Here is a 26,007-nt window from a genome sequence, read left to right on the forward strand (position 1 = left end):
AAGTGGGGTGTGGGGAAGTGGGGAGAATAAAGCTGCCTATTGCCTATTGCAAGAGTGCCTATTGCCTATCCTGATAGGTAGCCTATGCTCAACGGATTTAGTATTAATTCCCTTTTTCGAGAAAGTGAATACAATGGGTGGAAAGCGCGTAAAAAAGGCCCGATGAATCGACAAAGACGGCAAAAATCCAGACAAATTTCTCTCCCTAGATATTCTATCTTTCCCCCGGAACAATGGCGATGGGGAGTGACTTCTTTGGTGATTAGTTTGGTCTTGTCCCTACTGATTTTAAAACTGAATAGCTCTAGTCTCTCCACTGCAACCATAGATATTTTTAATCCCTCCACTGTGGGGGAGAATTTAGCCGGTAAGAGTCTAGATGAGTTAGAAAAGCAGAAAATCGCCGAATTTTTGCAAATTGCCCCGCCAGAAACCGAATTAACCCTCGAACGCTCTCCCTTGTTTATTCTCCACGATACAGCTTGGAGTATGACTGCGGGTAACATCGAAGAACAGAAAAAATATGCTCGCGGTCCGATGAAATTGGGTCCGAATGTTTACATCCCCCGCAAACCGAATTCCAGGGATAGAGATATTTTAGACTCGATCGCCCGGCCTTTTTTTGAACGTCACCGTCCCACGGCCACTTTTTATGAACAAGCAGCCGAAATGCTGCCCGCAGACACCAGAGATCAATTAGTGCGTCAACTGTGGCAACTTACCCCAGAAACCATCCGCGTCAAGGGTTTTGCTCTTGCTTTAGAGGGTGTTCCCTTGAGTACGCGATCGGCCCCTGAGTTAGAAAAAAGGGCGAGAATTTGGTTAAATACGCCTTCAGAAGCCGTCTTTAAGCGTTTAGTCAAGCAATATCCCATAAATTACTTTGATGGGGCAAAAACTACCGCATTATGGGCAACAGAAGCGATTTGTCAGCAGCTATCCCACCCTAATTGCGATCGCTTGCGACCAATTTTTGCCGAAAGAAATCGTCGGGTTATCTCCAGCGTTAACATTGAACTGGTACAAGCGCCGGGATCCCACTGTTTGACCAAAGGACGCTTGCAACCCCTCCCCGGTTACAGCGATTTTCAATACCAACAAACGGCGAAATATTATCTCCTCGCAGCCTTACAAACGGGACAATTACCGCAAATTGTCAGCCATTTTGCCGTAGATAGTTTTCTGATTAATCAAGGAAAATATCCCCATTGTGACCCCCGGGGTTTTGATCTACAACGTCTCTACAATCTCATCAGTCAAGCTTTGGATTATGACCCCGGCACTGTTTATGGCATCGTTCCCCGTTACGGCACAAATATTCTAGCCGGTGATAATATTTGGTGGCATAATCGAGTTTTTGACCAAGCAAATTTACCCACAACTTTAAATTAGACCTGATCATTTAGAAATGTCCACTTCTCCCAAAGCTTCTAGATAAGTAATCGCCGCTTCTAAAGGAGAATCGTAGCTATATGAAAACTCCTCAAACCAGCGTCCTTCCTCCGATTTGGCATCTAATTTATCTAACCATTGCTTTGCCTTTCTAGTTAAAGCTTCTCGCTTACGCTGCTTTTTTAATGCCGCCGCTTTTTCTTTTTCCGCTGCCTCCTGTTGTTGCCTTGCTTGGTTTTCTAAGGCTAAAGCTTTTAAAAGCGCATCGGTAGCAGAATCGCTGGCATAATTAACCTTAAATTCGGCCGGGGAACGATCTTTTTCTTGGCGAGAAGAAGGGGACGGCATCGGTTTTTCCTGATCCCGTTTCTGGTATTCTGCCTTCATTTGTGCCAGTAAATCTTCTATTTCTCCCATAATGATCAAGTTAGAAAGTAAAAAGTTAAAAAGATAATTGCTCTGATTGCCTCTGCCTTAATAACTAAGTAACTGGTTATAATTAAATTGAAGATGGATCCCCCCTTAATCCCCCCTTGATAAGGGGGGTGTCTGACAGTTTTTAACACCTAACTACTGAATAACGGGTTTCCTTATTTTTCCAAACGGACCACATACCATTGTAGATAACCCTCCTCACCCAGGTCTAACTCGCAGTAATTATCGCGCAGATAGAGAGATTTTTCCTCAAAACTAGAGAATTTCGCCAATTGTCGGGGACAAATCTCTGGTTTTGCGGTGATTAAATCTTTTAACTTATCCCGCAACTGGTCGGGAGTCTGGAATTGTTCAGGTTGATCGGCCTCAAGGACAAGAAAATAGTCCCCTTGATACATAATAGAATCGGGCATCGCTGTTTGATAGTCTCAGTAGGAAAATTTTTTGGCTATCTTTATCACTTTATCGCCTCAACGCTCGATCGACACCACCACTATGACAGACCATCTCACCAATCCCTTTCTCAGTCTCCCTTACGAAAGCGCCATGCAGGACTTGGGGGACCAATACTATGATCAAGTTGCAGCCGCGGATTTTCCCAGTCATATCCTTCGTTTTCGCAATGATGCTTTATTACCTTTGGTGGGAATTCAGCCAGAATTAACCTTAGATGAGCATTTTATCGAGGCTTTTGGTAAATTTCAATCCCTGACCCCCTTTTTGGCCCTGCGTTACCACGGTTATCAATTTGGCGAGTATAATCCTTTCTTGGGAGATGGTCGCGGTTTTCTCTACGGTCAAGTTAGGGGTATTGATGGCAAATTATACGATTTTGGTACGAAAGGATCGGGACGGACTCCCTATTCCCGTCATGCGGACGGTAGGTTAACTCTCAAGGGTGGAGTCAGAGAAGTCTTAGCTGGGGAAGCTTTACGCGGTTTAGGGGTGAATACCTCTCGCTGTCTCAGTTTGGTGGAAACGGGGGAATCCCTCTGGCGCGGTGATGAACCTTCCCCGACGCGATCTTCGGTGATGATTCGAGTTAGTAATTCTCATATTCGTTTCGGGACTTTTGAGCGTTTATTTCATATTAAACGTAGCGATTTAATTAAAAGACTCCTCGATCATGTGATTATTTATTATTATCCTGAAATCAATCCCCAAGATAGCGATCGCTATTTAAAATTTTACGCCGCTTTAATCGAAAGAACCGCTAAATTAGCGGCCCAATGGATGGCCGCAGGTTTTTGTCATGGGGTTCTCAATACCGATAATATGTCAATTACCGGGGAAAGTTTCGATTATGGTCCCTACGCTTTTATTCCTTCCTATAACCCCCAATTTACGGCGGCCTATTTCGACTACGGTGGCCGTTATAGTTATGGCAATCAGCCTTTTATCTGTCGCTTAAATCTAGAGTTACTGCAATCTCCCCTGGCCATGGTCGTCTCCTTGTTAGAGTTAGATCTGGCTTTGGCTAACTATGACCAGCATTACAATTTTTATTATCAAAAAATGATGCTCAAAAAGTTAGGTTTTGAGGATATTTTTACTCCCGAATCTGCTTTACTGGTCAGCAAAACCCTGGAAGTTCTCCAAGAAACTGGCCTCGGTTATCACGACTTTTTCTATCAATTAAGTGAACAATTTAATTACGGTTGGCGAGAAAATAGTTCTCTAATTCTTGAAAATATGGATTTACCGAAAGCTGATTGGCAACGTTGGCGAGAATTATATAGTTTGGTCTTAAATCAATTACCCTCAGATTCTTTGGTTCAAATTGGGAACACCTTAACGCATTATAATCCTAAAACTGCTTTACTTAGACCGCTAATCGAATCGGTTTGGGAGGCAATTACCTATAAAGATGATTGGCAACCTTTCCAAGAATTAGTGATAAAATTACAAAATAAACAGTAATTAAGTAATAAGTAGTGGTGCAAAATTAATTTCTTGGTTAGGAGAGGCAACAGGTGATTAAATATGTGTAATTAATTATCTCTAGCTACTTATTCAGGTCATTTCCTGAAATGCGTTGGACAAAAATTGACCAGACTTGGCGATCAATGTTTCCGCTCCAACTATTAAAAGTGTCAAAATAATAGTGAAGTTTTGTGACAAAGTGCAGTCAGATCTAAGAATCTTTGCTAGAACTCTAGAAAGCTTCTGTGATAAGTCTCTTGAAAAGAGATTGTTTGCAGTAAGCTCTTCTGGCTAACACGCTTTTGGGTGTGATATGGGGAAAGTTTCTTGCAATTGCGCCTAAATCGAGTGATATACAGAAAGTTGACCCATATCGTTACTCTGGAGAGTGTTATGCAGAAAGTTGACCTGTAATATGTAGTTATGCGGCAAGTCCTCGGTTAGGACAGTGGCTTGAAGTTGCTTGCGGGGCATTCATTCACGATAAAAATTGCTTGGCATGGATAGCTGTAACGACAATTTATAACTACAATTGGTTATTGTAGCTGTCGTTCGGTTATGGAATATGAATGGGATGAAGCAAAACGTCTTGCTAATCTTCGTAAGCACGGAATAGATTTTACCGATGTTCCAGCCGTGTTTGATGGGGATATTGTAACGGTTGAGGACGATCGTTACGGTTATGGAGAGCAGCGTTTTGTCACATTCGGTTTGTTGCAAGGGCGAGTGATTGCCGTTGTCCATACAGAACGTGAGGATTGCACCCGTATTATTTCTGCAAGAAAAGCGACGAAATATGAACAACGAACCTACTTCGAGCAACTCTCAAACTGATTGGCAACGATTGGATGCGATGAGCGATGAAGATATTGATTTATCAGATTGTCCAGAGATTACGCCAGAAATGTTTGCTAAGGCGGTAGTGCGGCGGGGTTTACCTGCTACAAAAGCCAAGGCTCAAGTTACACTCCCCATTGATAGCGATGTATTAGAGTGGTTTAAGTCTCAAGGGCGTGGCTATCAAACACAGATCAATCAATTGCTACGAGCGTATATGGAGGCACATCAATAACAGGCAGATTCATATTTTTGTATTTGAAAACAAGGATTGCAGCGGCATAACAAGGGATTTACCATACCTTATTAGACTGAAAACCGCTATAACAAATCACCGCACCCGAAATAATAGTGAAATTTTGTGACAAAGTGCAGTCAGATCTAAGAATCTTTGCTAGAAGTCTAGAAAGCTTCTGTGATCAGTCTCCTTAAAAGAGATTGTTGGCAGTACCCTAGTAGATATCCGAACAAACGGTTAAGGGTTTTAATCATCAAGGTCGGGGATTATGAAAATCTATCAAATTTTATTCCAATCCCGACTTCTAATTCTTCCAGTTTGGTAATAAGTTGAAACTAGCTCAATATAATCTTTAAAATCATCATTTTCAACCACAATACGATTCACTGATTGCCAGTCAATTTCTGCCCTAGATTTTGCTGGTAAAAATATCTCACTTTCAGAAGGGTTTTCCGTATCTAGAATAATGACTCCAATTCCATGAAGTGCAGACAACATACGCAGTGCGATCGCCGATCTTGTAGGGTGCGTTCCCTAATGCAACTTCTACCGCTCCACCGATCGATTTTTGGGGAACGCACCATGCCCATGGATTGAAACTGTGAGTTTAGGTGCGATGCCGCTCTGGTCGGACCAGTTGAGGAATGTTAGCGAAGATTCCCAATGTTTGGTTAAAATAGAGGGGCAAAAGTCGCCACAGGGTCGCTTCAATGACAGTTCGACAACCCCGCTACAGTAAAGAAGAATTTGCTCGACGTGGTAATGAGATTTATCAATCTCAGGTACGTCCCCAAGTCGAGGAGGGTAATCAGGGGAAAATTGTGGCAATTGACATTGAAACAGGGGCTTTTGAAGTAGCGGATGATTTGGTAAGCGCAGCGAAGCAACTTTCTGCACGAGTGCCTGATACTCAGACATGGTTTGTTCGCATTGGGCATTCAGCCGTCGATCACTTTGGTGCACGGAGCCTGAGAACAAAGCCATGATGCAAGGTCGTGTAAATCAAGGCTGTGAGGCGACGTTAGCGATCGCAGTCAGAAACAATGAAACAACGCAGATAGTAGATGCTGTAATTGATACAGGATTTTCGGGTTTTCTCACCTTGCCGTCTGACATAATTGCTAGGTTAGGGTTTATTTGGGAGGGTCGAGATCTTGCGACGTTAGGCGATGGGACTTTCTGCACGTTTGAAGTTTACATCGGGCTTGTGATCTGGGACGGGCAATATCGTGAGATTTACATCAACGAATCAGAGACGGTTCCGTTGATTGGGATGCAGCTATTACGAGGATACGATTTGCGAATTCAGGCAATTGAGGGTGGTTTAGTTACGATCGAAGCGTTGAAGTAGAGTGCGATGCTGAAGGCACTGGGTAACAGTACGCCATCGCTGTAGCAACGTGAAAGCTAGAATATATTAAGCCCTATACGTTAGATGTTGTCTATGATACGGTGATTTGGTTCTGGGTTGGTTCCCATGCAGAGTACGATATGCTGCTGGAGCAATTGTAGTGCGATGCCGAAGGCACTGCGTAGTGCGATCTTGTAGGGTGCGTCCCCTAATCTGGCTCCCACTGCTCCACCGATCGATTTTTGGGAACGCACCATGCCCACTCAAAATCGGTAAAACCCTACACCCTACACCCCACACCCTGCCCCCACGAAAAACTTTTTGCCGCAAACCCTAATCAATTAACGCTCATTCTTAATTCTCCTGGCTACTGGCTCCTTACTCCTCACCTAAAGGAAGATTTTTGATTTTTGCAAGAGGTCTCTTGTTTGAGTATGGGACTGACTTCTTTGCTTCAGGATCAAATCCCGTCAGTACCGCTCGCTCAATCCTTGACGGGGTGAGCTTTTCCAACTCTTTGACCCCATCTTGCTCCCAAAAATGAGCGAAGGATGAGTCCCATTAGAGGAAACTTTGCCCTTACCAGTGCGTCTTTAGCCTCTAAGCAAACAAGTGTCACGCTTGCGATAGAATAGATCGGACTTAGCCTAAATGGGGTCAGGGAAAGAATGTGCGGAATTGTTGGCTATATCGGAACCCAAACAGCGATCGATATTCTCCTAGCTGGTTTGGAACGTTTAGAATATCGGGGTTATGATTCGGCAGGAATTGCCACAATTCTCGAAGGTGAATTACATCGAGTCCGCGCCCAGGGAAAACTCTACAATCTGCGGGAAAAATTAGAACAGGAAGTTAATCCCTCCCAAATTGGCATCGGTCACACCCGTTGGGCAACCCACGGCAAACCCATAGAAAGTAATGCCCATCCCCACACCGATAATAGTCAACGGGTGGCAGTGGTACAGAATGGCATTGTCGAAAATTTTCAGGTATTAAGAACAGAATTAAAGGAGAAAGGCTGTATATTTGACTCGGAAACCGACACAGAAGTTATTCCCCATCTAATCGCCAGTTATCTACCCAAACCTACCGATGAAGACTACTTGGGGGTGAGTCCTTTCCTCAAGGCAGTTTTAAGGGCAATTGAACGTTTAGAGGGGGCCTTTGCCCTAGGGGTGATTAGTCCCGATTATCCCGATGAATTGATTGTCGTGCGGCAACACGCCCCTTTAATCATCGGTTTTGGTCAAGGGGAGTTTTTCTGTGCCTCCGATGTTAGTGCTTTGGTTCCCCATACCCGGGCGGTGCTGTCCCTGGATAATGGCGAAATCGCTCGGTTAACACCCTTGGGAGTAGAAATTTATAATTTTGAGGGCAAAAGAGTCCGTAAAAGCCCCAGAGTCCTCGATTGGAGTCCGACGACCGTAGAAAAACAGGGTTATCGTCACTTCATGCTCAAGGAAATCTACGAACAACCCGGAGTGGTGCGCGACTGTTTAGGAACCTATCTGCATCCCCATTGGACAGCACAAAATGAGGATAATGTCAACCCAATAAATATTAATTTTTCTGAAGAAATTTACGATAATTTAGAACATATTCAGATTTTAGCCTGTGGAACCAGTTGGCACGCTAGTTTAGTCGGTAAATACTTGATCGAGCAGTTGGCAGGTATTCCCACCAGGGTACAGTACGCCTCGGAATTTCGCTATGCACCCACGCCCCTGATGCCCAATACTTTAACTATCGGGGTGACGCAATCGGGGGAAACAGCCGACACTTTAGCGGCTTTGGAAACGGAAAAACAGCGTCGTTTAGGATTAGAAAAAAAATATCAGGCCCGGATTATCGGTATTACTAATCGCCCCGAAAGTACCCTAGCACAAATGGTCGATCAGATTATTAATACCCAAGCAGGAATCGAGATCGGGGTGGCGGCAACTAAGAGTTTTACGGCACAATTATTGGGTTTTTATCTCTTAGCTTTGGATTTATCCTATCGTCGTCAAACTTTGTCTTTAGAGAGAATCGAGCAAATTATTAATAAAATGCGATCGCTGCCAAGATCGATCGAAACTGTCTTAGAAACACAGGAAAAAGCGATCGAAGAATTGGCCCATGAATTTAATGACACCCAGGACTTTATTTTCTTAGGACGGGGGATTAATTTCCCCATTGCCCTAGAAGGAGCCTTAAAACTCAAAGAAATCAGTTATATTCATGCGGAAGGCTATCCAGCCGGAGAAATGAAACACGGACCAATCGCGCTTTTAGATGCAAAAGTTCCCGTAGTAGCGATTGCTATGCCGGGGATAGTTTATGATAAGGTTCTCTCCAATGCACAGGAAGCAAAGGCAAGGGATGCGCGGTTATTGGGAGTAGTTGCCGACAGCGATACGGAAGCACCAAAAGTCTTTAATGATTTGTTGTATGTGCCGGAAATTGAGGAATTATTATCGCCAATTCTAACAGTAATTCCCCTACAATTGCTCTCCTATCATATCGCAGCCCGTCGCGGTCTAGACGTGGATCAGCCGCGCAATTTAGCCAAAAGTGTCACGGTGGAGTAAAGTTCCTTAGGTTGAAAGTGCAGTTCACAAGTATATCTAAATTGGAGCAAGAGGACTCCCGTTACACCGCGAAGCGGTTGATCGCGAGAGTATCATCCCTTCGGTAAAATCGAGGGTCTTCCCCTGACATTTATGGTAGAATCAAGAGGCCGACTGACATCTGAGAAGCGATAGCAACCATGACGGGTGTGGACTTACAGCAATTATTACTAGAAAAGTGGGGTCGTTCCTACGATATCCAGCTGCGACGCATCAAAGATAAGGTTCATGTCCAGGTAATGTGGAAATATCTCGAACAAGCGTCTTTTCCCCTCTCCGAGTCTGAATATCTGGAACATCTCAATGCGATCGCTAATTATCTCCACGAATGGGGTGGTTTTAGTCAATTTCAAGCTTTTATCCGCGAAACCCGCGAGCGTCCCCGTCTCGGTAAAGCGGTTAGTCTGGCCTTAGATTTAGGTGAAAGGGCCTCGGAATGGCTGATCAGTGATCAGTGATCAATTATCAGTAACCAGTGGGATTGTTAAGTGAACATTATACTGCATTTAAATTGCGTATTGGATATACAAATGCTCGAACTCCCCACTTCCCCACTCGCCCATCCCCTTCTCTAGACACAAAAAAATGCGTTAAGCTTAGCCTTAACGCTTGCTTTTGATTTAATGGCAGTGACTAGCCCTTGCGACGAGCGAAAGCACCAACACCAGCAACGGCTAAGATACCGAGGATAGCAGAAGGTTCGGGGGTTTTAACAATGCGTTTTTGTCTGAAATCGTTGGTGATACTGTTAAGTGATCCGTTAATACTAGAGACAGAGAAAGTGTCTCTGACGTAAAGTTTCTGGATATTCGGAGCAATTTGAACCGTTAGGCCAGGAGAGCCTATGCCACCAATATCCAGGCTTCTAGCCTCTGAGGTTCCGACCAAACTCGACCCGCCGAAAGCATCTGACCAAACCGTCTTGTTCAGAGAGACACCGGAGTCAGTCTGGCCAGTTGTGGTATAGCCAGCGCTGAATGCTTCGAACATCTTCGTCAAAAGTTCGTTGTCGGGAGTGTTGGGGTTATCAACGATCTCGATCGTGTAATCTATGACATAAGTACCAGATGAACTTAGCAGAGGGGTAGCTGGGGTGAAGGTGAAGGTGTGCAAATCGCCCAAGGGCAGCACGGTTTCCGTAATGGTCAGAAAATTGTTCGGGTCATTTATACCCATGCCAGATGAGTTGATGTGTGTAAACAACTTGTCCCCTTTTCGGCAAGGATTGGTCTTGAAATTGTTGAAACTTTGTGGTAAACAATCCACCTGCGCCTGGACGGGGGCAGTATTGGCAAAGCCGAAAGCGGCAACGCTGCCAGCGATAGCAAGAGCGCCAGTGGTTATACTTTGCACGGCTACAACTTGCATTTTTTACTCAAGGACAATAATATAGTTTAAGAGTCATAATTAGAAGCAAAGCACTCATTAAAAACATGATTAACCTAGAATTCACGGAAGAAGAAAAGAACTCACTGTATTATGAAAGATTTCATCATCCCCATCCCCGGGTTCAACTGAAGATGGAAGTTCTCTGGTTAAAAAGCCAAAAGATACCGCACCAAAAAATTTGTCAGTTAGCAGGGATCTCGCCAAATACCTTATTAACCTATCTTCGCGATTATCAAGAAGGCGGAATAGAAAAATTAAAAGAAATCAACTTCTATCGCCCTAAAAGTGAATTAGAGTTTCAAAAAGAAACCCTCAAAAAATACTTCGAGAAAAATCCACCAGCCACAATAAATGAAGCTGTATATAGGATAGAAGAATTGACGGGAATAAAACGAAGTCCTACCCAAGTGAGAAAATTTTTAAAATCAATGGGAATGAAATGTTTAAAAGTAGGTTCTCTTCCTTCTAAAGCTGACCCAGATGAACAAGAGGACTACAAAGAAAAAAAGCTAGAACCCAGACTAAATGAGGCAAAAGAAGGAAAAAGGGCTGTTTTTTTTGTTGATGCCGCTCACTTCGTCATGGGAGCATTTCTCGGTTTTGTTTGGTGTTTTGAGAGACTTTTTGTTAAGTCACCGAGCGGGCGTAAACGCTTCAATGTTTTAGGAGCATTAAATGCAATAACTCATGAAGTTATTCTGGTTACGAATGACACTTATATTACGGCAACTCAAGTCTGTGAACTCCGGTCAAAAATAGCTGCTTTAGGACTAATGATTCCCATCACTCTAGTCTTAGATAATGCCCGCTATCAAAAATGTAAAATTGTTGAAGAATTGGCTCTTTCTTTGTCAATAGAGCTGCTCTATCTGCCGTCTTATTCACCTAATCTAAATTTAATTGAAAGGCTGTGGAAATTGGTCAAAAAGAAATGTTTATATGGTAAATATTATGAGAACTTTTCTGACTTTTCTTCAGCTATTTATGAATGTCTGAATGATGCCCATCTGAAACATAAAAAAGAACTGGATTCCTTGCTGACTCTACGATTTCAGAAGTTTAATAAATCTCAGATTATGAACGTCTAAAGTATAGTTGTCTAGATATGTTGGTGATCATTTTAAGTTGTTTGTCAATTTATTAATTAGGGCAGTAATGCGGAGACATCCGTAGTCTAGAATAGTTATGACCTGGGAGCATCTACCCTTTGACATAAGTAGAAATGCTTAATGATCTCAATAAAAAAGTTAAAAAAGGCAACCATTTAGATAAGCACAGCGATGACGAAGGACTTGCGGTACATTACCAGATTCCCAACTTGCACCAGTCAAGTTAATGAAATGAAAAGAAAGTGAGATGCTCCCCAGTAGGGTGCGTTAGCGTAACTCACCAAAAACCTTTCTTTGTGGTGCGTTACGGCAATATTCAGAGCTTGATTTTTGCCCTAAAAACAAGGGATTGCCTAACGCACCCTACCCAACTTTAGATGGGTCTTAGCTTGTCAGTGACCAGTGGGATTGTTAAGTGAACAGTATACTGCATTTAAATTGCGTATTGGATATTTTAATACAAATGCTCGAACTCCCCACTTCCCACTTCCCCATCTCTAGACAATAAAAAATGCGTTAAGGTTAACCTTAACGCTTGTTTTTTCCATTATTTTTGCTCTGATGACAGTGACTAGCTCTTGCGACGAGCGAAAGCACCAGCACCAACAACGGCCAAGATACCCAGGATAGCAGAGGGCTCGGGAACTGCTAAACTGCTTTTTTCGAGAGATAAAGTATAAATCCATCCCGAACCAACGGACACGACGTTCAGGCTGAAAACTCCAGAATAATCGAGACCGGTAGTCGCATCAAAAAACGCTGTACCCATTACAGTGTAAACAGTAGTACTCATACCACCAGAAGTATTAAACGTACCCGAAGCCACTGTAGGAGTGATATTAACTGTCGTACCACCGCCAACATTTATCTGAGCAAAAGAATTCACGGTACCACCAGGAGTAAACATGGTGGACGCTCCCGAGCCAGTGCCAAAAATCTGAATAGGCTGAATAGCACTAACGTCCGTGTAGCTCAGACCGGCAAAGCCATCCGTAGGCGTCCCAGCCAATCCGGTGGGCGCTCCAGGAGTGAGGGTCGGGTTGAGGGTTCCCCACGAACTGGCCGTTGCACTCCCCGTTACGGCTATCATACTCGCTGCTTGGGCAGCACCAGCAAAGCTGAGAGCGGCAACACTGCCCGCGATAGCAAGAGCGCCAGTGTTTAGTTGTCTAGAGATGTTTGTGAGCATTTTTTTGGCTCTTCGGGAATTGTTATGCAAATAATTAACTTCAAATAAAATTCAATGAGAGTACCTAGTCTCAAAAATAGCTGAAATCTATACAGGAAGACACTTACGGCACAAACAGGTTAATACCAAAAGATAGACAATTGAGTTAAAATTTGATATAATGGCCAAAAACGAGATTATTTTACTTATGATACTTGACAAATTTTTGAACCTACAAGGAACCTGTATTCAAGGCTATCGACACCTAGAAAATATCGGTATAGTTTGACGAATCGAATCGAAAAATAAAAAAGCAGTCTGTCCTCGTTGTGGGTTAGAGAGCGATAAACTACACCAAAATCATCGACATTTAGTCAAAGATTTACCGCTCTCAGGTCAACCAGTGTACCTACAAGTTAATCGTCGTCAATTTAAGTGCGGTAATTGTCAGAAACCCTTTAGCGAAGAGTTAGATTTTGTCGCCAAGAAACGAACCTATACGAAAAGACTAGCCGAGAATATACTCGAACAATTAAAATCAGGAGATATTTTAAATGTTAGTCGAAGAAATGACGTAACGGAAGAAGAGATTCAAAGAATGATAGAGGACATCGCCGAAGAAATTACAGAGACAGACCTATCGAAATTAAAAAGACTAGGAATTGACGAAATCGCTCTAGTCAAAGGACAAAAAAATTACTGTGCAGTTTTAGTAAATTTAGATACGGGAAAACTAATAGCTATTCTAGAGAAGCGAACACAAGAAGAATTGAGGGAAACGCTTACAGGGTGGGGAAAAGAGGTGTTAGAGCAAATTGAAGAAGTCAGCATAGATCTTTGGTTGCCCTATAAAAATTTGGTGAAAGAATTGATGCCATCGGCCGAGGTAGTCGCCGATAGATTCCATGTAATGAAACAAATTAATCAAGAGTTAGACGAACAGAGAAAAGCAGAAAAAAGAGCGGTAGAAGCGCAGAAAAATAAAAAACAGAAAGCGGAAAAAGAAGCAAAGCTAGAAGTTTTAAAGCGAAGTAAATATAGCTTGTTAAAAAATGAAAAAGATTTAACGGAAACCCAAAAAATCAAACTAGAAGCTATCAAAGAAAATTGACCAAATTTGAAAAAGATGCACGAGTTAAAGGAAGAATTTAGAAAGATTTATGAAACCTCAGAGAATTCGACAGAGGGAATGCTATCCATCTCGGAATGGTTGGCAAAATCCTCCAGTGTTTTTACCCTGACTGACGGACACAAGTGGGTCAAAACCTGACAAGACAAGGGTTGCCAAAAAGAAAAATATCTGGGTAGATAGGGAAAAAGCAAGAATCCCTACAAGATGAAAACCGAGAACAGAATCTTCTCCCAAGTTTATTCCTATCTAGAACAAGGAAGCCGATTTGTGGATAAAAGACATTTAACCGTCCTCAGTTGGATGGTGACAGCCTGACTGACGGACACATTTTTCAATACAAAGACAAGTACTGTTATGTGAAAGCCTCAAACTCCTGAATAAAAGAAAAGGTAATTTTGCCATAATAATCCTGACGAGCTTTGCGAGAAGCAAAACAGGGAAAAGGGTCAACAGAAAATAAGTGGTCAAGTCGCAAGAAGGGACGCGCCTTATGAACAACTCCCGCCAGCCAACGTCAACCAATTTTCAAATAACTCAAACCACGCCGAAAATGAGCATCAACCTGACGGCGAGAGCCAGATTGTTGAACCGCCATGCCAGTTAAAGTAGCAAAGAGAATAGAAATGGCAACAATGAGATAGAGACGTTCTAAACAAGCAGCAGAGCGAACACGAGAATGTTCCCAGTCAAAAACGCCCGATTTACTGCCCTTGAAAGAGATGTTCAATGGGAAAACGAAGACCATACTGCCAGAAGGTGTCAAGGGTAGGAGGTTCATCGCTCAGAATTGCCCAATTATCCTTAACCCCTGGAACAGAGGCTAAAGCAAGATGAGCAGTGATTCTAGCCTCCTGCCAGACTTGAACGTTGCGATCAAAGCAGGCTTGCCGTTTGGGAGGATAGAGTTCTCTGACCTCATAGCCAAAACCCCGACGGCGAACACCGTAAATGAGGGTATCGCAAGGTAAGCGAAGACACCAATGCCAAGTATTTTTCCTGAGCCATTGAATTAATTGCTGATTGGCAAAGCCTCGGTCGGCTAACAGCATGACATTCTCAAAGCCCTGAAGATAGCCTTTGGCTCTGTCCAACAAGGGTTCGTATTTCTCAAAAGCTAGGCTGGCACTACCATGTTCTAATCCCATCCACATCAAGGGGACGGCTCTCCCCCCGCAGACCACCGCTAGATAGACAAAGCAGTATTGATTCCACAACAGAGTGGTATCTATTGCTAGATACAGTCTTTCCCCCTTCTCCTTCCAAGTCTCGATGGCTTTCAATATTAAGGGGATGTATATCTTTTCCACCGCTACTCTTCCATTCTGGCAAAAGCGATTCCACCGTCTCTGATAACTATTGGCTTGTTCGGCTCTGCTTTGTACAAAGGGTTCCCATCTGGCTTGATTGAGACTTTGACTACTGAGTAGGGCTGTCACCATCCAACTGAGGACGGTTAAATGTCTTTTATCCACAAATCGGCTTCCTTGTTCTAGATAGGAATAAACTTGGGAGAAGATTCTGTTCTCGGTTTTCATCTTGTAGGGATTCTTGCTTTTTCCCTATCTACCCAGATATTTTTGGCTCTTCGTTACTTGTTATGGTTCGATAGGGGGGCATAAATCGACTAAATCCTTATCTGGCAAGAGACTTAATTGATTAGTTCGCTCTAGATAAAAAACAATTGACAAAAATCGCTAAATGCCTTTCTCTATAAGGGTTCCATCCCTTATAACCCCCATCCATTGCATAACACAAACCGAAGAGCCATATTTTTCTTTTTGGCAACCCTTGTCTTGTCAGGTTTTGACCCACTTGTGTCCGTCAGTCAGGTGATGAGGATTTACCGAGCGAGGAAACTATTCGGGTTAAATTAAATAACTTAGGTTATCGTCTGAAAAGAGTCGCTAAAGTTTTACCTCAAAAAAAATTCCAGAAACCGAGGCAATCTTTGAGGAATTAGCTAACATTAATCGGGAAGCGGATGAAGACCCTACGATGTTACGTCTTAGTTTGGATGCCAAAGCCCGTGTTAATATTGGACTATTTGATCGAGGAGGTAAGAATAGAATAACTGTCGAAACAAACGATCATGATTTTAATCCGAAAACAACCCTAACCCCTTACGGAATATTTATTCCAGAATTTGATGAGTTGTTTTTGTATTTCACTGCCTCCACAGTCACCAGTGACTTTATTGTTGATATATTAGAAGATTTCTGGGAGTCGGAAAAATCTCGTTTTGAGAAAATTAAAACTTTGATAATTAATCAAGATAATGGACTAGAAAATAATTCGAGACGAACTCAGTTCATGAAACGTATAGTTGAGTTTTCCCAAAAATATCAAGTTAATATACGTTTAGCTTACTATCCCCCTTACCATAGTAAATATAATCCTATTGAACGAACCTGGGCTGTGTTAGAAAACCATTGGAATGGGAGTATTTTAGATGAAATCGAAACGGCTTTGAAATTCGCCCAAACTAAGTAGTCGTGCAAAATAAATTTCCTAGTGAAGAAAGGCAAAGGGCAAGAGGCAAGAGGCAAAGGGGTGGTTAGATATGTGTAATTAATTTTGCCTAGGTACTTATGACTTGGAAAGGAAAACACCCGATTGTTAAGTTGATTACTGAAACTTACGAAAAAGGAGTAAAGCTTACTAAAAAAGCCAGGGAAAAAATCGAAGAAAAAATCGAACGTCTCACAGAATCAACGAATCAAGACTTTCCCGATTTGGGGCAATGGTTTATTGATATTTATTATGATAAGACCTAGTTTGTAGTTAACTAAGATGGTTAGCTAAAAACTGTATTTGATTCTTTAACTTGTCCTTGTTATACTCGAAAAAGCTCGGAAGTATAAAAGTTTATGCTGCTATTTTTTTTCGGAAAAATAGGTTGTAATGGGAGACTCTTTGTTTTCCTAGACAAAAATAATTACTTTTTCAAAAAAACACTTTTCTATTTTTTTGTTGGGTATTTTATTCTCTGGAAGTCCCTAGACCGAGAGGGGAACCGAGGGGCGACCAGTGCAACTCTGGGGTACTTGGGCGGAAATACGCGGCGTAGTGGTCATGAATTGACTAATTTAGGGCTTTTAAAGAGTAAAAATGACCCACTGGACCGGTTCCGCGACCGATAGCGAGGGAATGCTCAAGGGCGTTAGTAACGTAATCCTTGGCTTTTTTCACCGCTATTTTCAGGTCATCACCCAAAGCGAGGTTAGCAGCGATCGCTGCCGATAGGGTACAACCAGTCCCGTGAGTGTTATTGGTTTCGACGCTTCTGGTCTTAAAAGTTTCCCATTCCTCCCCATCAAAGTAGATATCAACCCCACGCAGCCGGCCTTTCATACCTCCTCCTTTCACTAATACCGGTGTGGCCGACTTCTGGAAAATAATTTCGGCGGCCGCTTTCATCGTCTCAAAATCATTGATCTCGATGCCACTTAAAAGCTGTGCTTCGTAACGATTAGGGGTAACAATCGAAGCCAGAGGAATTAAACTATTAAAAAGACTATCTATAGCCCGATCATCAATTAATTTGGCTCCTACCCGCGAAACCATAACCGGATCCACCACTAAACTGATTAAACGCCAGCGCTCGATCGCCTCGGCCACTGCTTCGATAATCTCGCTGCTGAACAGCATTCCCGTCTTAACCGCTGACACAGACAGATCCCCGACCACGGCATCGATTTGGGCCGTTACCATTTCTGGACTTAGGGACTCGACGCGCTCAACCCCTAGGGTATTTTGGGCGGTAACGCAGGTAAGGGCGCTGGTGCCGTGAACTCGGTGGAAGGCGAAGGTTTTCAAATCAGCTTGAATTCCCGCGCCGCCACCACTATCGGAACCGGCGATGGTGAGGGCAATGGCAGTCATCGAAAAATTGGGTCTGAAACCCCGCCCTTTAGCGATAGCGGAGGGCGGCTTTACATAAGTCAGTGAGAAACAATTAAACCGTTAGAACGACGAATTAACTGAATCTTGCTAACGGCTATCTGTCCCAATCGTTGACCATTGGCATCGCTTACAGATAGCTGTTTTTCGGTATCTCCACTGACATAACCAATTCCTTTGGAAGAAGAAACCAAATCTCCTTTACGGAACCCATGTCTTGTGGTAGAGCCACCATATTTACGTCGTTTACCACCTTTGGAAAAAACCATCAGGTGAAGTTGACGACGACTAATAGGAGGACGTTTGATGACAGCAAAGGAAGCGTTTGTTACTTTAACAGAACCCTTCCAATCGTATCCATGTCCATTATAATTGTGAAATGGCAAATAATCTAAAAACTGAAAACAGGCAAGAGCAATGCCATCGTTAGCATGACTTTCTGGTGATTGTTCTGCTTTATTTTTGGACTTTTCTAAGCGCAAATATTTTCTAAGATTAGAGGTTTGCCAACCAAAGCGAGTATGGACTGTTGCCAATCAGCAATTCTCATTTTAAAAAGTAACAAGTGATACAGACAGAAACAAAGCTTTAAGCAAGCTACAAAATGCGCTCCCGCGAGTGCGACTGCATCGCAGAGAAGTGAGTATATAGAGTATTTATACTCAAAATATTTGAAAGATGGGAGAAATCTAGAACAAAAGTTCTCTACATCAGAAAGAGAACCAAATAAAAATTGATGATTGTTGTCTGTTGAGGTAAAATTATTAAGTTGGAAATATTAATTAATCAAACTGTTCTGCGATGACGAAAAAGGCTGTGACTTGAGAAATTCCTGAATTAAGACAATTTTTAGTTCAAGAATTACATGACTTACCCGATGACAGAAAACCAGGAAACAATACCAAATATCAGGTAGAAGATGCAGTTAAGGCGGCTTTTTCGGTTTTTTTTACTCAGTCACCTTCTTTTTTAGAGCATCAACGTTTGATGAAAAGTAGTAAGGGAAAAGATAATGCTTCAAGTTTATTTGGTATCAAAAAAATACCTGGTGATAATCAAATCAGAAACCTGTTAGCTCCTATCCCAGCTGCCACAATATTTGGCTCTTTTCAACAAGTCTATCAATGGTTAAAAAAACCGGGAGTTATTAAAAAATTTTTCTACTTAGATGAGGAAATTTTAATAGCTTTAGATGGTACGGAATATTTTTCTTCAAAGAAAATTAGTTGTCCCCATTGTAATTGCCGCAATCCTCGTAATGGAACGACAACTTATTTTCATGGTTGCGTCACGCCAATTGTGGTTTCTCCTGAGCAAAAACAAGTGATTAATTTAGAACCAGAATTTCTTAAAAAACAAGATGGGCAGCAAAAACAAGATTGTGAAAATGCGGCTGTTAAAAGATGGTTAGATAAGAATCATCAAAAGAAGTATGGTTATCCTGTAACCCTGTTAGGAGATGACTTATACTCTCGCCAACCTATCTGTGAGTTAGCTCTAAAACAAGGTTATAATTTTATTTTTGTTTGTCTTGAAACTTCTCATAAAACCTTATATGAATGGCGAGAATTTTTAGAAAAAAGTGGCGAAGTTAAAACCGGAGAAAAGAAACAATGGGATGGACGAAAGAATCTCATTTATCGTTATCGTTATGTTTCTAGAGTTCCTCTGAGAGAGGTCGAGTCAAGTCTCGAAGTTAATTGGTGTGAAGTCACGGTCATTAATGAAAAAACACAGAAAATTATCTATCAAAATAATTGGATTACCAATCATCAAATTACTGAAAATAATGTTGAAAAAATTGTCAAAGCTGGACGCAGCAGATGGAAAGTTGAGAATGAAGGAAATAACGTTCTTAAAAATCACGGTTATAATTTAGAACATAATTTTGGTCATGGTCAAAGTCATTTATGCGAGTTCTTGTTGTCTTTAAATTTACTAGCTTTTTTATTTCATACCGTTTGAGATTTAGTTAATCATACTTATCAAAAGATTCGTGAGTTATTAGTTACTCGCACCAGTTTTTTTAATGATATTCGTACTTTATTAAAATATTTTTGGTTTAAGAATTGGTCAGAGTTTTTCTTGTTTATTCTTACCGAATATGTCCCGCTCAAAAAAATAAATTCTCGTTAAAAATGTCAATTTTTCGAGAGAAGGAAAGATTATTTTATTCATTGAAAAAACCACAAATTAGGTCAGAATTTCAGCTAAATTTATGAGTTGAGATAAGTTTTTTATGGGCAGATATTTTAAAACTGTCTCTTGAAGCTAATTATGATGATTATCTTGAAAAAAAATGATAATTAGACAGAAGTTCTCTTGTTCACATAGAGAACTTTATCTTCTTTTGTTTTCAAAATGAGAATTGCTGGTTGCCAATTGAGACAGTTGCTCAATAGCCCATTTCTGTCCGACCATAACTGGCGAGAAACCTTTTCCAGACTTAGCTCCTTTTCTCCTGGAAGTTAGATCAACATCGGCTTTGATGTACTCAAAGTAAATATCGGTAATTGGATAGATTTTGGTGAGTTCAGAAACGACTCGAAGTTCAAGTTGACGATTAGCTCTGATTGAGGGAGCTAATTTTCCTTGTTTTCTATTTGAAAATCGTTTTTGTCGATGCGCTCTTAGATTAAAAGGAAGTTGACGGTTAATCCGTCTTCCTCTACGTCCTTTTCGCATTAACCGTCTATTGTCCATGCGCTCTCTTACTCGTTTAAAAGGAAGTTCTAAGTGAGCCTTCCAAAGAGTAAAAAGAGAGGATTGAACGCCAATTCCAGAGAATAATTTACCTGGGTCAATACCAATAGCAATCGGTTGGGTTTTACTATCGGAAGGTTCATCGATTAGCTGGACATAGAAAATACCTAAGTCGTTGAATTTGCCGATAGCTTTTCCTTCTTTAATCCACCGTCTAGCCCGACTGGGTTTGGTGGGCATTAACGGTTTTCCGTCTTTTGAAATAACAGGAACTCTTGCCATGGAGATAATCCTTAAGAGTAAAGTTAAAGTCCCTTACCGCAACACCATCAAGATGTCTTGTCTAACAACGCTTTACCAATAAAGCTGAGAGGGAATCCGAACTAGGGAAGTATTCGGAGGTCTGTACCAGATTGTGTCTCGATGCGGTAGTCTCTACTTGCGTCGCCTAAATTGGTTTAGGCAAGCTCCGTCCCTTTTAGGGCGGGGTTAGTGACAGGAGGTTAGCGATCAAAAGGACGACGACGTTGCAAGAATTCGGGGATATCTAACCCCGCGGGTTTTGGTGGTTCGGGAGTGGGTGCCGGACTGGGTGCGGGGGTATTGATCACCACCTTGCTACCGGTGGGACGAGAGGGGGAATCGCCGGAAAAACCGGTGGCAATGACGGTAATTCTGACTTCTCCCTGCATTTTCTCGTCAATTACTGCCCCAAAGATGATATTAGCGTTGGGATCCACCACTTCATAGATAATTTCGGCGGCGGCATTGACTTCGTGTAGGGTTAGATCTTGACCGCCGGTGATGTTAAAGACTACGCCTTTCGCCCCTTCGATCGAGGATTCCAGTAACGGTGAGGATATAGCCGCGATCGCGCCTTCCTTAGCCCGAGATTTTCCCGAACCGATGCCGATGCCCATTAGGGCCGAACCCGCATCGGCCATCACTGCCCGCACATCGGCGAAATCCACATTTACCAGACCGGGGATAGTGATAATATCCGAGATACCCTGTACCCCTTGCCGCAGCACATCATCAGCGACCCGAAAAGCCTCCTGTAGGGGAGTGTCGGCGGGTATCACCTGTAATAACTGGTTATTGGGGATAATAATCAGGGTATCGACCCGACTTTGTAAACCCCCCACCCCCTCATCGGCCTGATTAGTGCGACGACGACCCTCGAAGGTAAAGGGACGAGTCACAACTCCCACGGTCAAACAGCCGATTTCTTTGGCAATTTCGGCCACAATTGGAGCGGCCCCTGTTCCCGTGCCGCCGCCCATGCCGGCGGTAATAAAGACTAGATCGGTTCCTTCCAATGCTTGGGCTATTTCATCCCGAGATTCTTCCGCCGCTTTCTGTCCGATCGCCGGATTGCCCCCGCCCCTAGGCCGCGGGTTAATTTTGTCCCGATTTGTAACCTCTGGGGGGCGGAGGAGTGGGCCAGGGCTTGGGCGTCGGTGTTAATTGCCCAAAATTCGATTCCAGTCACGCCACTGGCGATCATGCGGTTAACGGCGTTACAGCCCCCACCGCCGACCCCGATCACCTTGATCTTGGCGACATTACTTGGCACGATGCGATTACTACGACTTTCTTCTCGGGGTGTCATCTGTGATTCATGGGGGCGAGTAAATAATACTCCAGCATTATTCTGAGAGTAATGATTATCTTCGCTCATAGCTGAACTGGCATAATCGTTACTGTTCAGATTGGGATAGGTGGGAACGATTTCATTAATCGATGTCATTGGAATTGGAACACTCTTAGTACAAGCTTCTGTTATTGGTTTGATGAATCAGAGATGCAATGTTAACACTATCACTAATATTATGTCGGTTCCAGTATCTACATTATCAGTTTCTGGTTCAGAAAATCATAATTTGGGGTTTTTGGCAATACCTAAAGGGAATAATTGCGGTTATTTGCTGATCAATTCCAGTTAATCCCTAGGAGTTGCCGTTACTTTGGCAACCATAGGGGCTGGCTGCGGTTTTAATTGTACAGTGGGAGCATCGGGATTACTCAGGTCAATGTAGAGAATTCGCGCTAGAGGTATCTTGGATGACAATGGCCGCGATTGTACGAGAGCGGTTAATTTTTCGGGCAATCTATCTTTATAAAAACCTAAATAGACCTGTCCCAGTTCGGTTTTTAGTACAAGATTACTAGGGTTGCGCCAATCGATGGCGGTAACTTGAATCGATAAGTTATCAATTAAGGGATAAATTTTTTGCCACTGTTGTTGATATTGTCGGTCGTAACCAAGCACTTCTAGGCTAGGTAATTGGTTTTTGGGCAGAGTTCGACCATAATAGCTTTGAGGAATTATCGTTCCGGTGGCATCTAAAAAGCCTTGCTGTTGATGGGAACGCCAACGGGCAACAGGTTTTCTTTCTTGAATAGAAACAATCACTTTCGGGGGTAATAATTGCCGCTCGATCTTAACGTCGGCAATAGCGGGAATAGCCGCTAATTTTTCTCGTAATTGATGGGTGGGTAATTCCCAGAGAGACAGGGGATAGCTTAATTTCAGCCAAGCGCGAATCGACTCGGGGGACATTAATTCCGTACCTGCGATTTCCACCTGTCCGGCCTTGGTAATTGTCCAATAGGGCGAAGTCATCCCCCAAGCTAATCCCGTCGCTAAACCACTAACCACCAGAAAGCGACCTAGGGCTTGCCACACCTTTGATCGCCTTTGGTGGCGCAGGTTTTGTCGTTTTTGTTCTAGGGAGAGGGAAGAAAGGATTTGATCGCTCATAGGGAAAATCCAGGACAGTTTTGCTGTTATCTTAGGTCGCGAGGTGGGCTGCTGGCAACCCGATCGCTACTCAAGTAATCAGTTTGACAAAGAAAGAGATAATAAATGTTATAACAGTAGTAGTCTACAGGCGTTCTTTTGTCTGTCTCCAGTAAACCTAAACGCTCCTTTTTGCCAAGATATTTCGACGGTCAGCCAGAAAGAGCGTTCCGGCAAGAACAGCCTAATTTATCCGAAAATTACCTATGGTTATCAACAAACGCGGACTTGTTCTCGGTGCTACAGCAGTGGTCCTGTCTACCGTCGCCGTCACGGGGGCGGGATTCCGTCTCTCCCAAAGTCAAGCTTTTTTTCAGGAAAGTCCCAAGGAAACCGTTGATGAGGTTTGGCAGATCATCAACCGCACTTATTTAGATGGCACTTTTAATCAATCGGACTGGAACGCCATCCGCAATCAGTATTTAAATCGTTCCTACAAAAATCAAGAGGAAGCATACACCGCTATCCGCGAGATGTTGAAAACTCTCAATGATCCCTATACCCGTTTTATGGATCCCAAAGAGTTTAACAATATGAAGATCGATACATCGGGAGAATTGACCGGGGTAGGGATTCAACTGACCAAAGATGAGAAAACTAAGCAGTTAGTCGTGGTTTCACCCATTGAAGACACTCCCGCTTCTAAAGCTGGTGTGCTGCCTAAAGATGTGATTATCGCTATCGATGGTAAATCTACCGAAGGTATGGAACTGGAGCAAGCGGTGAGCATGATCCGCGGCAAAGTGGGGACAAGCGTTAAGATCACGATTCAACGGGGTGAGGAGAAGAAAGAATTGACTCTTACCCGGGCCAAAATTGAAATTCACCCGGTGCGCGCCCACACGGAAAACACCCCGATCGGTAAAATCGGTTATATCCGTCTTAATCAATTTAGCGCCCAAGCTAGTGGCGATATGAGTCAAGCGATTCGCGAATTGGAAGCTGAAGAGGTGAAGGGTTATATTCTCGATCTGCGTTCTAACCCCGGCGGTTTACTCTACGCCAGCATCGAAATCGCTCGGATGTGGATACCCGATGGTTTAATTGTCTCTACGGTCGATCGCAAAGGGGTGACGGAACGTCAACGGGCCAACAATCAAGCTTTGACTAATAAACCGCTGGTTGTTCTCGTCGATGGTGGTTCCGCCAGTGCCAGTGAAATTCTCTCCGGAGCTTTACAGGATCATAATCGGGCGGTTATTGTCGGTACGAAAACCTTTGGTAAGGGATTAGTGCAATCGGTACGCAATCTCAGTGACGGTTCGGGATTAGCGGTGACAATTGCCAAGTATCTTACCCCCAAAGGACGCGACATCAATAAAGATGGTATTCATCCGGATGTGGAGTCGGAACTGAGCGAGGAAGATCGCAAAAATCTTCAACAGGAACGGGATCGTGTGGGAACCTTCCAGGATCCTCAATTCAAGAAGGGTTTTGAAATCTTGGAAAAAGAAATCACTGAAGGCAAGAAAACGCCCACCAATACCGCTAAACAATAGGTTGACATTTGCCCGCTCGAATTAAACCCACCCGACGGGCGATCGCTTCTCCCCGCTCGGCAAAAGGACCCCAGTATTGACCATTAACTGGGGTTTTTCCGTTTTCTAGGGCTATAATCTGACAAATTCCCGTATTTTCCTGGACAATGTACCAGTTTTGTTCGCTATTATCCATAGATTTTTCTCCTTATACCCCAAACCCTAGGGTTGATTCATCGTAGGGTTGATTCATGAATCAACCCTACCCCAAACCCCACACCCCAAACCCCACACCCGAAACCCCACGAAAAACTTTTTGCCGCAAACCCGAAGTAAAAAATTTTTATCAACTTCTTGACAAAACCGGGGAGATAAATGCTAATATTAAAAAGGTCTGTCCAATGGGGATTAGCCAAGCGGTAAGGCAGCGGGTTTTGGTCCCGCCATTTCCTAGGTTCGAATCCTAGATCCCCAGTTTAAGATTTTTTATTCCCAGTCCGCCAATGATTGAGAATATCCTCGATCAAAGCTTCCTTGAGCCAAATGCGAGCGATAAGCGTCAGGGGGACCGCCAGAAATAGCCCTAAAAAGCCAAAAATCGAGGCAAAAAACAACTGGGCCAACAGGGTAAAAGCGGGTAAGAGCTTGAGCGACCGCACTGTTAAAATGGGCAGCGGTGAATGATGGTCGAAATATTGAATGAACAGATAAATACTGCTGTAGAGTAGTAAAACCGCCCAGGGTTGCCAGGGAGCTTCCAGAAGGGCGATAGAAAAGGGTAAAATCGTGCTTAGAACCGGCCCGAGGTTGGGGATAAAGGTGAGAAATCCTGCCAGAATAGATTGGGAAAAAGCGAGGGGAATGCCAATCAGGGATAGACCCAAGCAACTGCCCAAGGTCATAATCAACATATGACAGAAAATCCCTTTCAGCCAAGCTTTTAAATCTCGATCGCACTGTTCTAGGATCGATCGTACTCTAGGACGGTAGAAAGCGGGAAATAAACGCAGAAAACAACGGTGGTAAGCGGCAGGATCGGCGAGAATCATCAAGCTCAGGGCAATAATTAGCAGTAAGCTGAGGATAATGCCGAAAGTACCGTAAAAAATGCTCAAACCCCGGCCGGCAATTTGGTTAATCAGGGGTTGTAATTGAGCCAGCAGGGTTTTAAAGTCTGGAAAGACACTGGCCAAACTAGGATCGAGATAATCCTCAAGACGATGCACTTGTCCCCAGAGTCTTTCTATAGCTTGGGGAAGTAAACTAAATAATTGGCGAAATTGTTTGACTAAAGCGGGTATAATTCCCACAAAAATACCGATAATACCAATAAAGAAGCTAAAAAGAGTGATAATTAGGGCGTGGGAACGCTTGAGGTGATGACGCTGCCACCAAGTCACGGCTAAATTTAAAATCTGCGCCAGAAGAATCGCCATCAATAATAATAAGAGAATCTGTCGAATCTGCCAGAGAATCAACAGACAAAAGACTAACAGGACTAAACCGAGGCTGCTGCCAAAAGTCATGATGAGTAAGGAGA

Annotated in this window: 23 protein-coding genes, 1 tRNA gene and 6 pseudogenes; 15 read left to right on the plus strand and 15 right to left on the minus strand. The window is 43.1% G+C overall.

The features are described 5' to 3' along the window. Positions 1–162: 162 nt before the first annotated feature. On the plus strand, positions 163–1,392 hold the full coding sequence (locus tag VL20_RS17610; protein ID WP_052278501.1) for a hypothetical protein: 1,230 nt from the start codon (positions 163–165) through the stop codon (positions 1,390–1,392). Between the two features lie 6 nt (positions 1,393–1,398). On the opposite strand, the gene VL20_RS17615 is transcribed toward VL20_RS17610, so the two are convergent. Together VL20_RS17615 and VL20_RS17620 are read right to left on the minus strand one after the other, a co-directional pair. Next, positions 1,399–1,809: a salt stress protein, Slr1339 family gene (locus VL20_RS17615; RefSeq protein WP_002756893.1), complete on the minus strand. Its 411-nt coding sequence runs from the start codon at positions 1,807–1,809 to the stop codon at positions 1,399–1,401. 173 nt (positions 1,810–1,982) lie between these two features. Beyond that, positions 1,983–2,240: a CRR7 family NDH-1 assembly protein gene (locus tag VL20_RS17620; RefSeq protein WP_002756891.1), complete on the minus strand. Its 258-nt coding sequence runs from the start codon at positions 2,238–2,240 to the stop codon at positions 1,983–1,985. Between the two features lie 31 nt (positions 2,241–2,271). Between VL20_RS17620 and VL20_RS17625 the strand changes: the two genes are divergently transcribed. The 3 genes from VL20_RS17625 to VL20_RS17635 all read left to right on the plus strand — a co-directional run bounded on the left by VL20_RS17625 (position 2,272) and on the right by VL20_RS17635 (position 4,822). Then, positions 2,272–3,747: a protein adenylyltransferase SelO gene (locus VL20_RS17625; RefSeq protein ID WP_284525837.1), complete on the plus strand. Its 1,476-nt coding sequence runs from the start codon at positions 2,272–2,274 to the stop codon at positions 3,745–3,747. 561 nt (positions 3,748–4,308) lie between these two features. Next, a complete protein-coding gene (locus VL20_RS17630; RefSeq protein ID WP_002785632.1) occupies positions 4,309–4,584 on the plus strand; it encodes a BrnT family toxin in 276 nt (91 codons plus the stop codon). 19 nt (positions 4,585–4,603) lie between these two features. Then, positions 4,604–4,822, plus strand: coding sequence for a BrnA antitoxin family protein (locus tag VL20_RS17635; protein ID WP_228020977.1), 219 nt, complete (start codon positions 4,604–4,606; stop codon positions 4,820–4,822). 282 nt (positions 4,823–5,104) lie between these two features. Here VL20_RS17635 and VL20_RS17640 read toward each other — a convergent pair whose 3' ends face one another. Next, on the minus strand, positions 5,105–5,323 hold the full coding sequence (locus VL20_RS17640) for a hypothetical protein (RefSeq protein ID WP_002756882.1): 219 nt from the start codon (positions 5,321–5,323) through the stop codon (positions 5,105–5,107). A gap of 212 nt (positions 5,324–5,535) precedes the next feature. Between VL20_RS17640 and VL20_RS17645 the strand changes: the two genes are divergently transcribed. Next, entirely contained in the window at positions 5,536–5,811 is a 276-nt protein-coding gene (locus VL20_RS17645; RefSeq protein ID WP_002756880.1) for a hypothetical protein, read from the plus strand. Continuing rightward, positions 5,808–6,176, plus strand: a complete 369-nt coding sequence (locus VL20_RS17650) for an aspartyl protease (RefSeq protein ID WP_043998808.1) — start codon at positions 5,808–5,810, stop codon at positions 6,174–6,176. The genes VL20_RS17645 and VL20_RS17650 overlap by 4 nt, the downstream gene beginning before the upstream one ends. Before the next feature lie 80 nt (positions 6,177–6,256). Here VL20_RS17650 and VL20_RS31255 read toward each other — a convergent pair whose 3' ends face one another. Next, positions 6,257–6,433, minus strand: coding sequence for a hypothetical protein (locus VL20_RS31255; RefSeq protein WP_158499364.1), 177 nt, complete (start codon positions 6,431–6,433; stop codon positions 6,257–6,259). 411 nt (positions 6,434–6,844) lie between these two features. Here VL20_RS31255 and glmS point away from each other — a divergent pair, with 411 nt between their 5' ends. Then, a complete protein-coding gene (glmS, locus tag VL20_RS17655; RefSeq protein ID WP_052277285.1) occupies positions 6,845–8,746 on the plus strand; it encodes a glutamine--fructose-6-phosphate transaminase (isomerizing) in 1,902 nt (633 codons plus the stop codon). Positions 8,747–8,925: 179 nt separating this feature from the next. Further along, positions 8,926–9,243, plus strand: coding sequence for a DUF3067 family protein (locus VL20_RS17660; protein ID WP_002756874.1), 318 nt, complete (start codon positions 8,926–8,928; stop codon positions 9,241–9,243). A gap of 175 nt (positions 9,244–9,418) precedes the next feature. Here the strand turns inward: VL20_RS17660 and VL20_RS17665 are convergent, their stop codons facing one another. Then, on the minus strand, positions 9,419–10,153 hold the full coding sequence (locus VL20_RS17665; RefSeq protein WP_052277286.1) for a PEP-CTERM sorting domain-containing protein: 735 nt from the start codon (positions 10,151–10,153) through the stop codon (positions 9,419–9,421). A 65-nt stretch (positions 10,154–10,218) separates the two neighbouring features. On the opposite strand from VL20_RS17665, the gene VL20_RS17670 reads away from it, so the two are divergent. Further along, a complete protein-coding gene (locus VL20_RS17670) occupies positions 10,219–11,262 on the plus strand; it encodes an IS630 family transposase (protein ID WP_052277287.1) in 1,044 nt (347 codons plus the stop codon). A gap of 592 nt (positions 11,263–11,854) precedes the next feature. Here VL20_RS17670 and VL20_RS17675 read toward each other — a convergent pair. Continuing rightward, entirely contained in the window at positions 11,855–12,502 is a 648-nt protein-coding gene (locus VL20_RS17675; RefSeq protein WP_284525838.1) for a PEP-CTERM sorting domain-containing protein, read from the minus strand. A 157-nt stretch (positions 12,503–12,659) separates the two neighbouring features. Between VL20_RS17675 and VL20_RS17680 the strand changes: the two are divergent. Further along, a pseudogene (locus tag VL20_RS17680) lies at positions 12,660–13,688 on the plus strand (ISL3 family transposase); the annotation flags it as partial. 409 nt (positions 13,689–14,097) lie between these two features. On the opposite strand, the gene VL20_RS32930 reads toward VL20_RS17680, so the two are convergent. Both VL20_RS32930 and VL20_RS17685 read right to left on the minus strand, forming a co-directional pair. After that, the gene (locus VL20_RS32930) at positions 14,098–14,310 is read right to left on the minus strand and encodes a hypothetical protein (RefSeq protein WP_052275239.1); all 213 of its coding nucleotides are present in this window, start codon (positions 14,308–14,310) and stop codon (positions 14,098–14,100) included. Then, the gene (locus VL20_RS17685) at positions 14,285–15,118 is read right to left on the minus strand and encodes a transposase (protein ID WP_284525807.1); all 834 of its coding nucleotides are present in this window, start codon (positions 15,116–15,118) and stop codon (positions 14,285–14,287) included. The genes VL20_RS32930 and VL20_RS17685 overlap by 26 nt, the downstream gene beginning before the upstream one ends. A 296-nt stretch (positions 15,119–15,414) precedes the next feature. Between VL20_RS17685 and VL20_RS17690 the strand changes: the two are divergent. Next, a pseudogene (locus VL20_RS17690) lies at positions 15,415–16,067 on the plus strand (ISAzo13-like element ISMae28 family transposase); the annotation flags it as partial. Positions 16,068–16,171: 104 nt separating this feature from the next. After that, positions 16,172–16,357 (plus strand): annotated as a pseudogene (locus tag VL20_RS17695) (ISAzo13-like element ISMae28 family transposase); the annotation flags it as partial. A gap of 307 nt (positions 16,358–16,664) precedes the next feature. Here the strand turns inward: VL20_RS17695 and thiD are convergent. Continuing rightward, positions 16,665–17,465: a bifunctional hydroxymethylpyrimidine kinase/phosphomethylpyrimidine kinase gene (gene thiD, locus VL20_RS17700; protein ID WP_052277291.1), complete on the minus strand. Its 801-nt coding sequence runs from the start codon at positions 17,463–17,465 to the stop codon at positions 16,665–16,667. Between the two features lie 59 nt (positions 17,466–17,524). Further along, a complete protein-coding gene (locus VL20_RS17705) occupies positions 17,525–18,019 on the minus strand; it encodes a hypothetical protein (protein ID WP_052277292.1) in 495 nt (164 codons plus the stop codon). Between the two features lie 292 nt (positions 18,020–18,311). On the opposite strand from VL20_RS17705, the pseudogene VL20_RS17710 reads away from it, so the two are divergent. Further along, positions 18,312–19,533 (plus strand): annotated as a pseudogene (locus VL20_RS17710) (ISNCY family transposase). Positions 19,534–19,841: 308 nt separating this feature from the next. On the opposite strand, the pseudogene VL20_RS17715 reads toward VL20_RS17710, so the two are convergent. The 3 genes and pseudogenes from VL20_RS17715 to VL20_RS17725 form a co-directional block, all read right to left on the minus strand. Beyond that, positions 19,842–20,468, minus strand: a pseudogene (locus tag VL20_RS17715) (RRXRR domain-containing protein); the annotation flags it as partial. 221 nt (positions 20,469–20,689) lie between these two features. After that, positions 20,690–21,936, minus strand: a pseudogene (gene ftsZ, locus VL20_RS17720) (cell division protein FtsZ). 192 nt (positions 21,937–22,128) lie between these two features. After that, positions 22,129–22,950: a cell division protein FtsQ/DivIB gene (locus tag VL20_RS17725; protein WP_052277293.1), complete on the minus strand. Its 822-nt coding sequence runs from the start codon at positions 22,948–22,950 to the stop codon at positions 22,129–22,131. A gap of 245 nt (positions 22,951–23,195) precedes the next feature. On the opposite strand from VL20_RS17725, the gene ctpC reads away from it, so the two are divergent. Further along, the gene (gene ctpC, locus VL20_RS17730; RefSeq protein WP_052277294.1) at positions 23,196–24,488 is read left to right on the plus strand and encodes a carboxyl-terminal processing protease CtpC; all 1,293 of its coding nucleotides are present in this window, start codon (positions 23,196–23,198) and stop codon (positions 24,486–24,488) included. On the opposite strand, the gene VL20_RS17735 is transcribed toward ctpC, so the two are convergent. Continuing rightward, a complete protein-coding gene (locus VL20_RS17735; protein WP_002789307.1) occupies positions 24,478–24,663 on the minus strand; it encodes a hypothetical protein in 186 nt (61 codons plus the stop codon). The two genes, ctpC and VL20_RS17735, sit on opposite strands and share 11 nt — an antisense overlap. A 206-nt stretch (positions 24,664–24,869) precedes the next feature. Here VL20_RS17735 and VL20_RS17740 point away from each other — a divergent pair. Then, positions 24,870–24,942 (plus strand) — tRNA-Gln (locus tag VL20_RS17740). A 1-nt stretch (position 24,943) separates the two neighbouring features. On the opposite strand, the gene VL20_RS17745 is transcribed toward VL20_RS17740, so the two are convergent. Then, positions 24,944–25,993: an AI-2E family transporter gene (locus VL20_RS17745; RefSeq protein WP_052277295.1), complete on the minus strand. Its 1,050-nt coding sequence runs from the start codon at positions 25,991–25,993 to the stop codon at positions 24,944–24,946. Positions 25,994–26,007 lie beyond the last annotated feature (14 nt).

It is taken from the genome of Microcystis panniformis FACHB-1757 (genome assembly GCF_001264245.1).
Lineage (GTDB): Bacteria > Cyanobacteriota > Cyanobacteriia > Cyanobacteriales > Microcystaceae > Microcystis > Microcystis panniformis.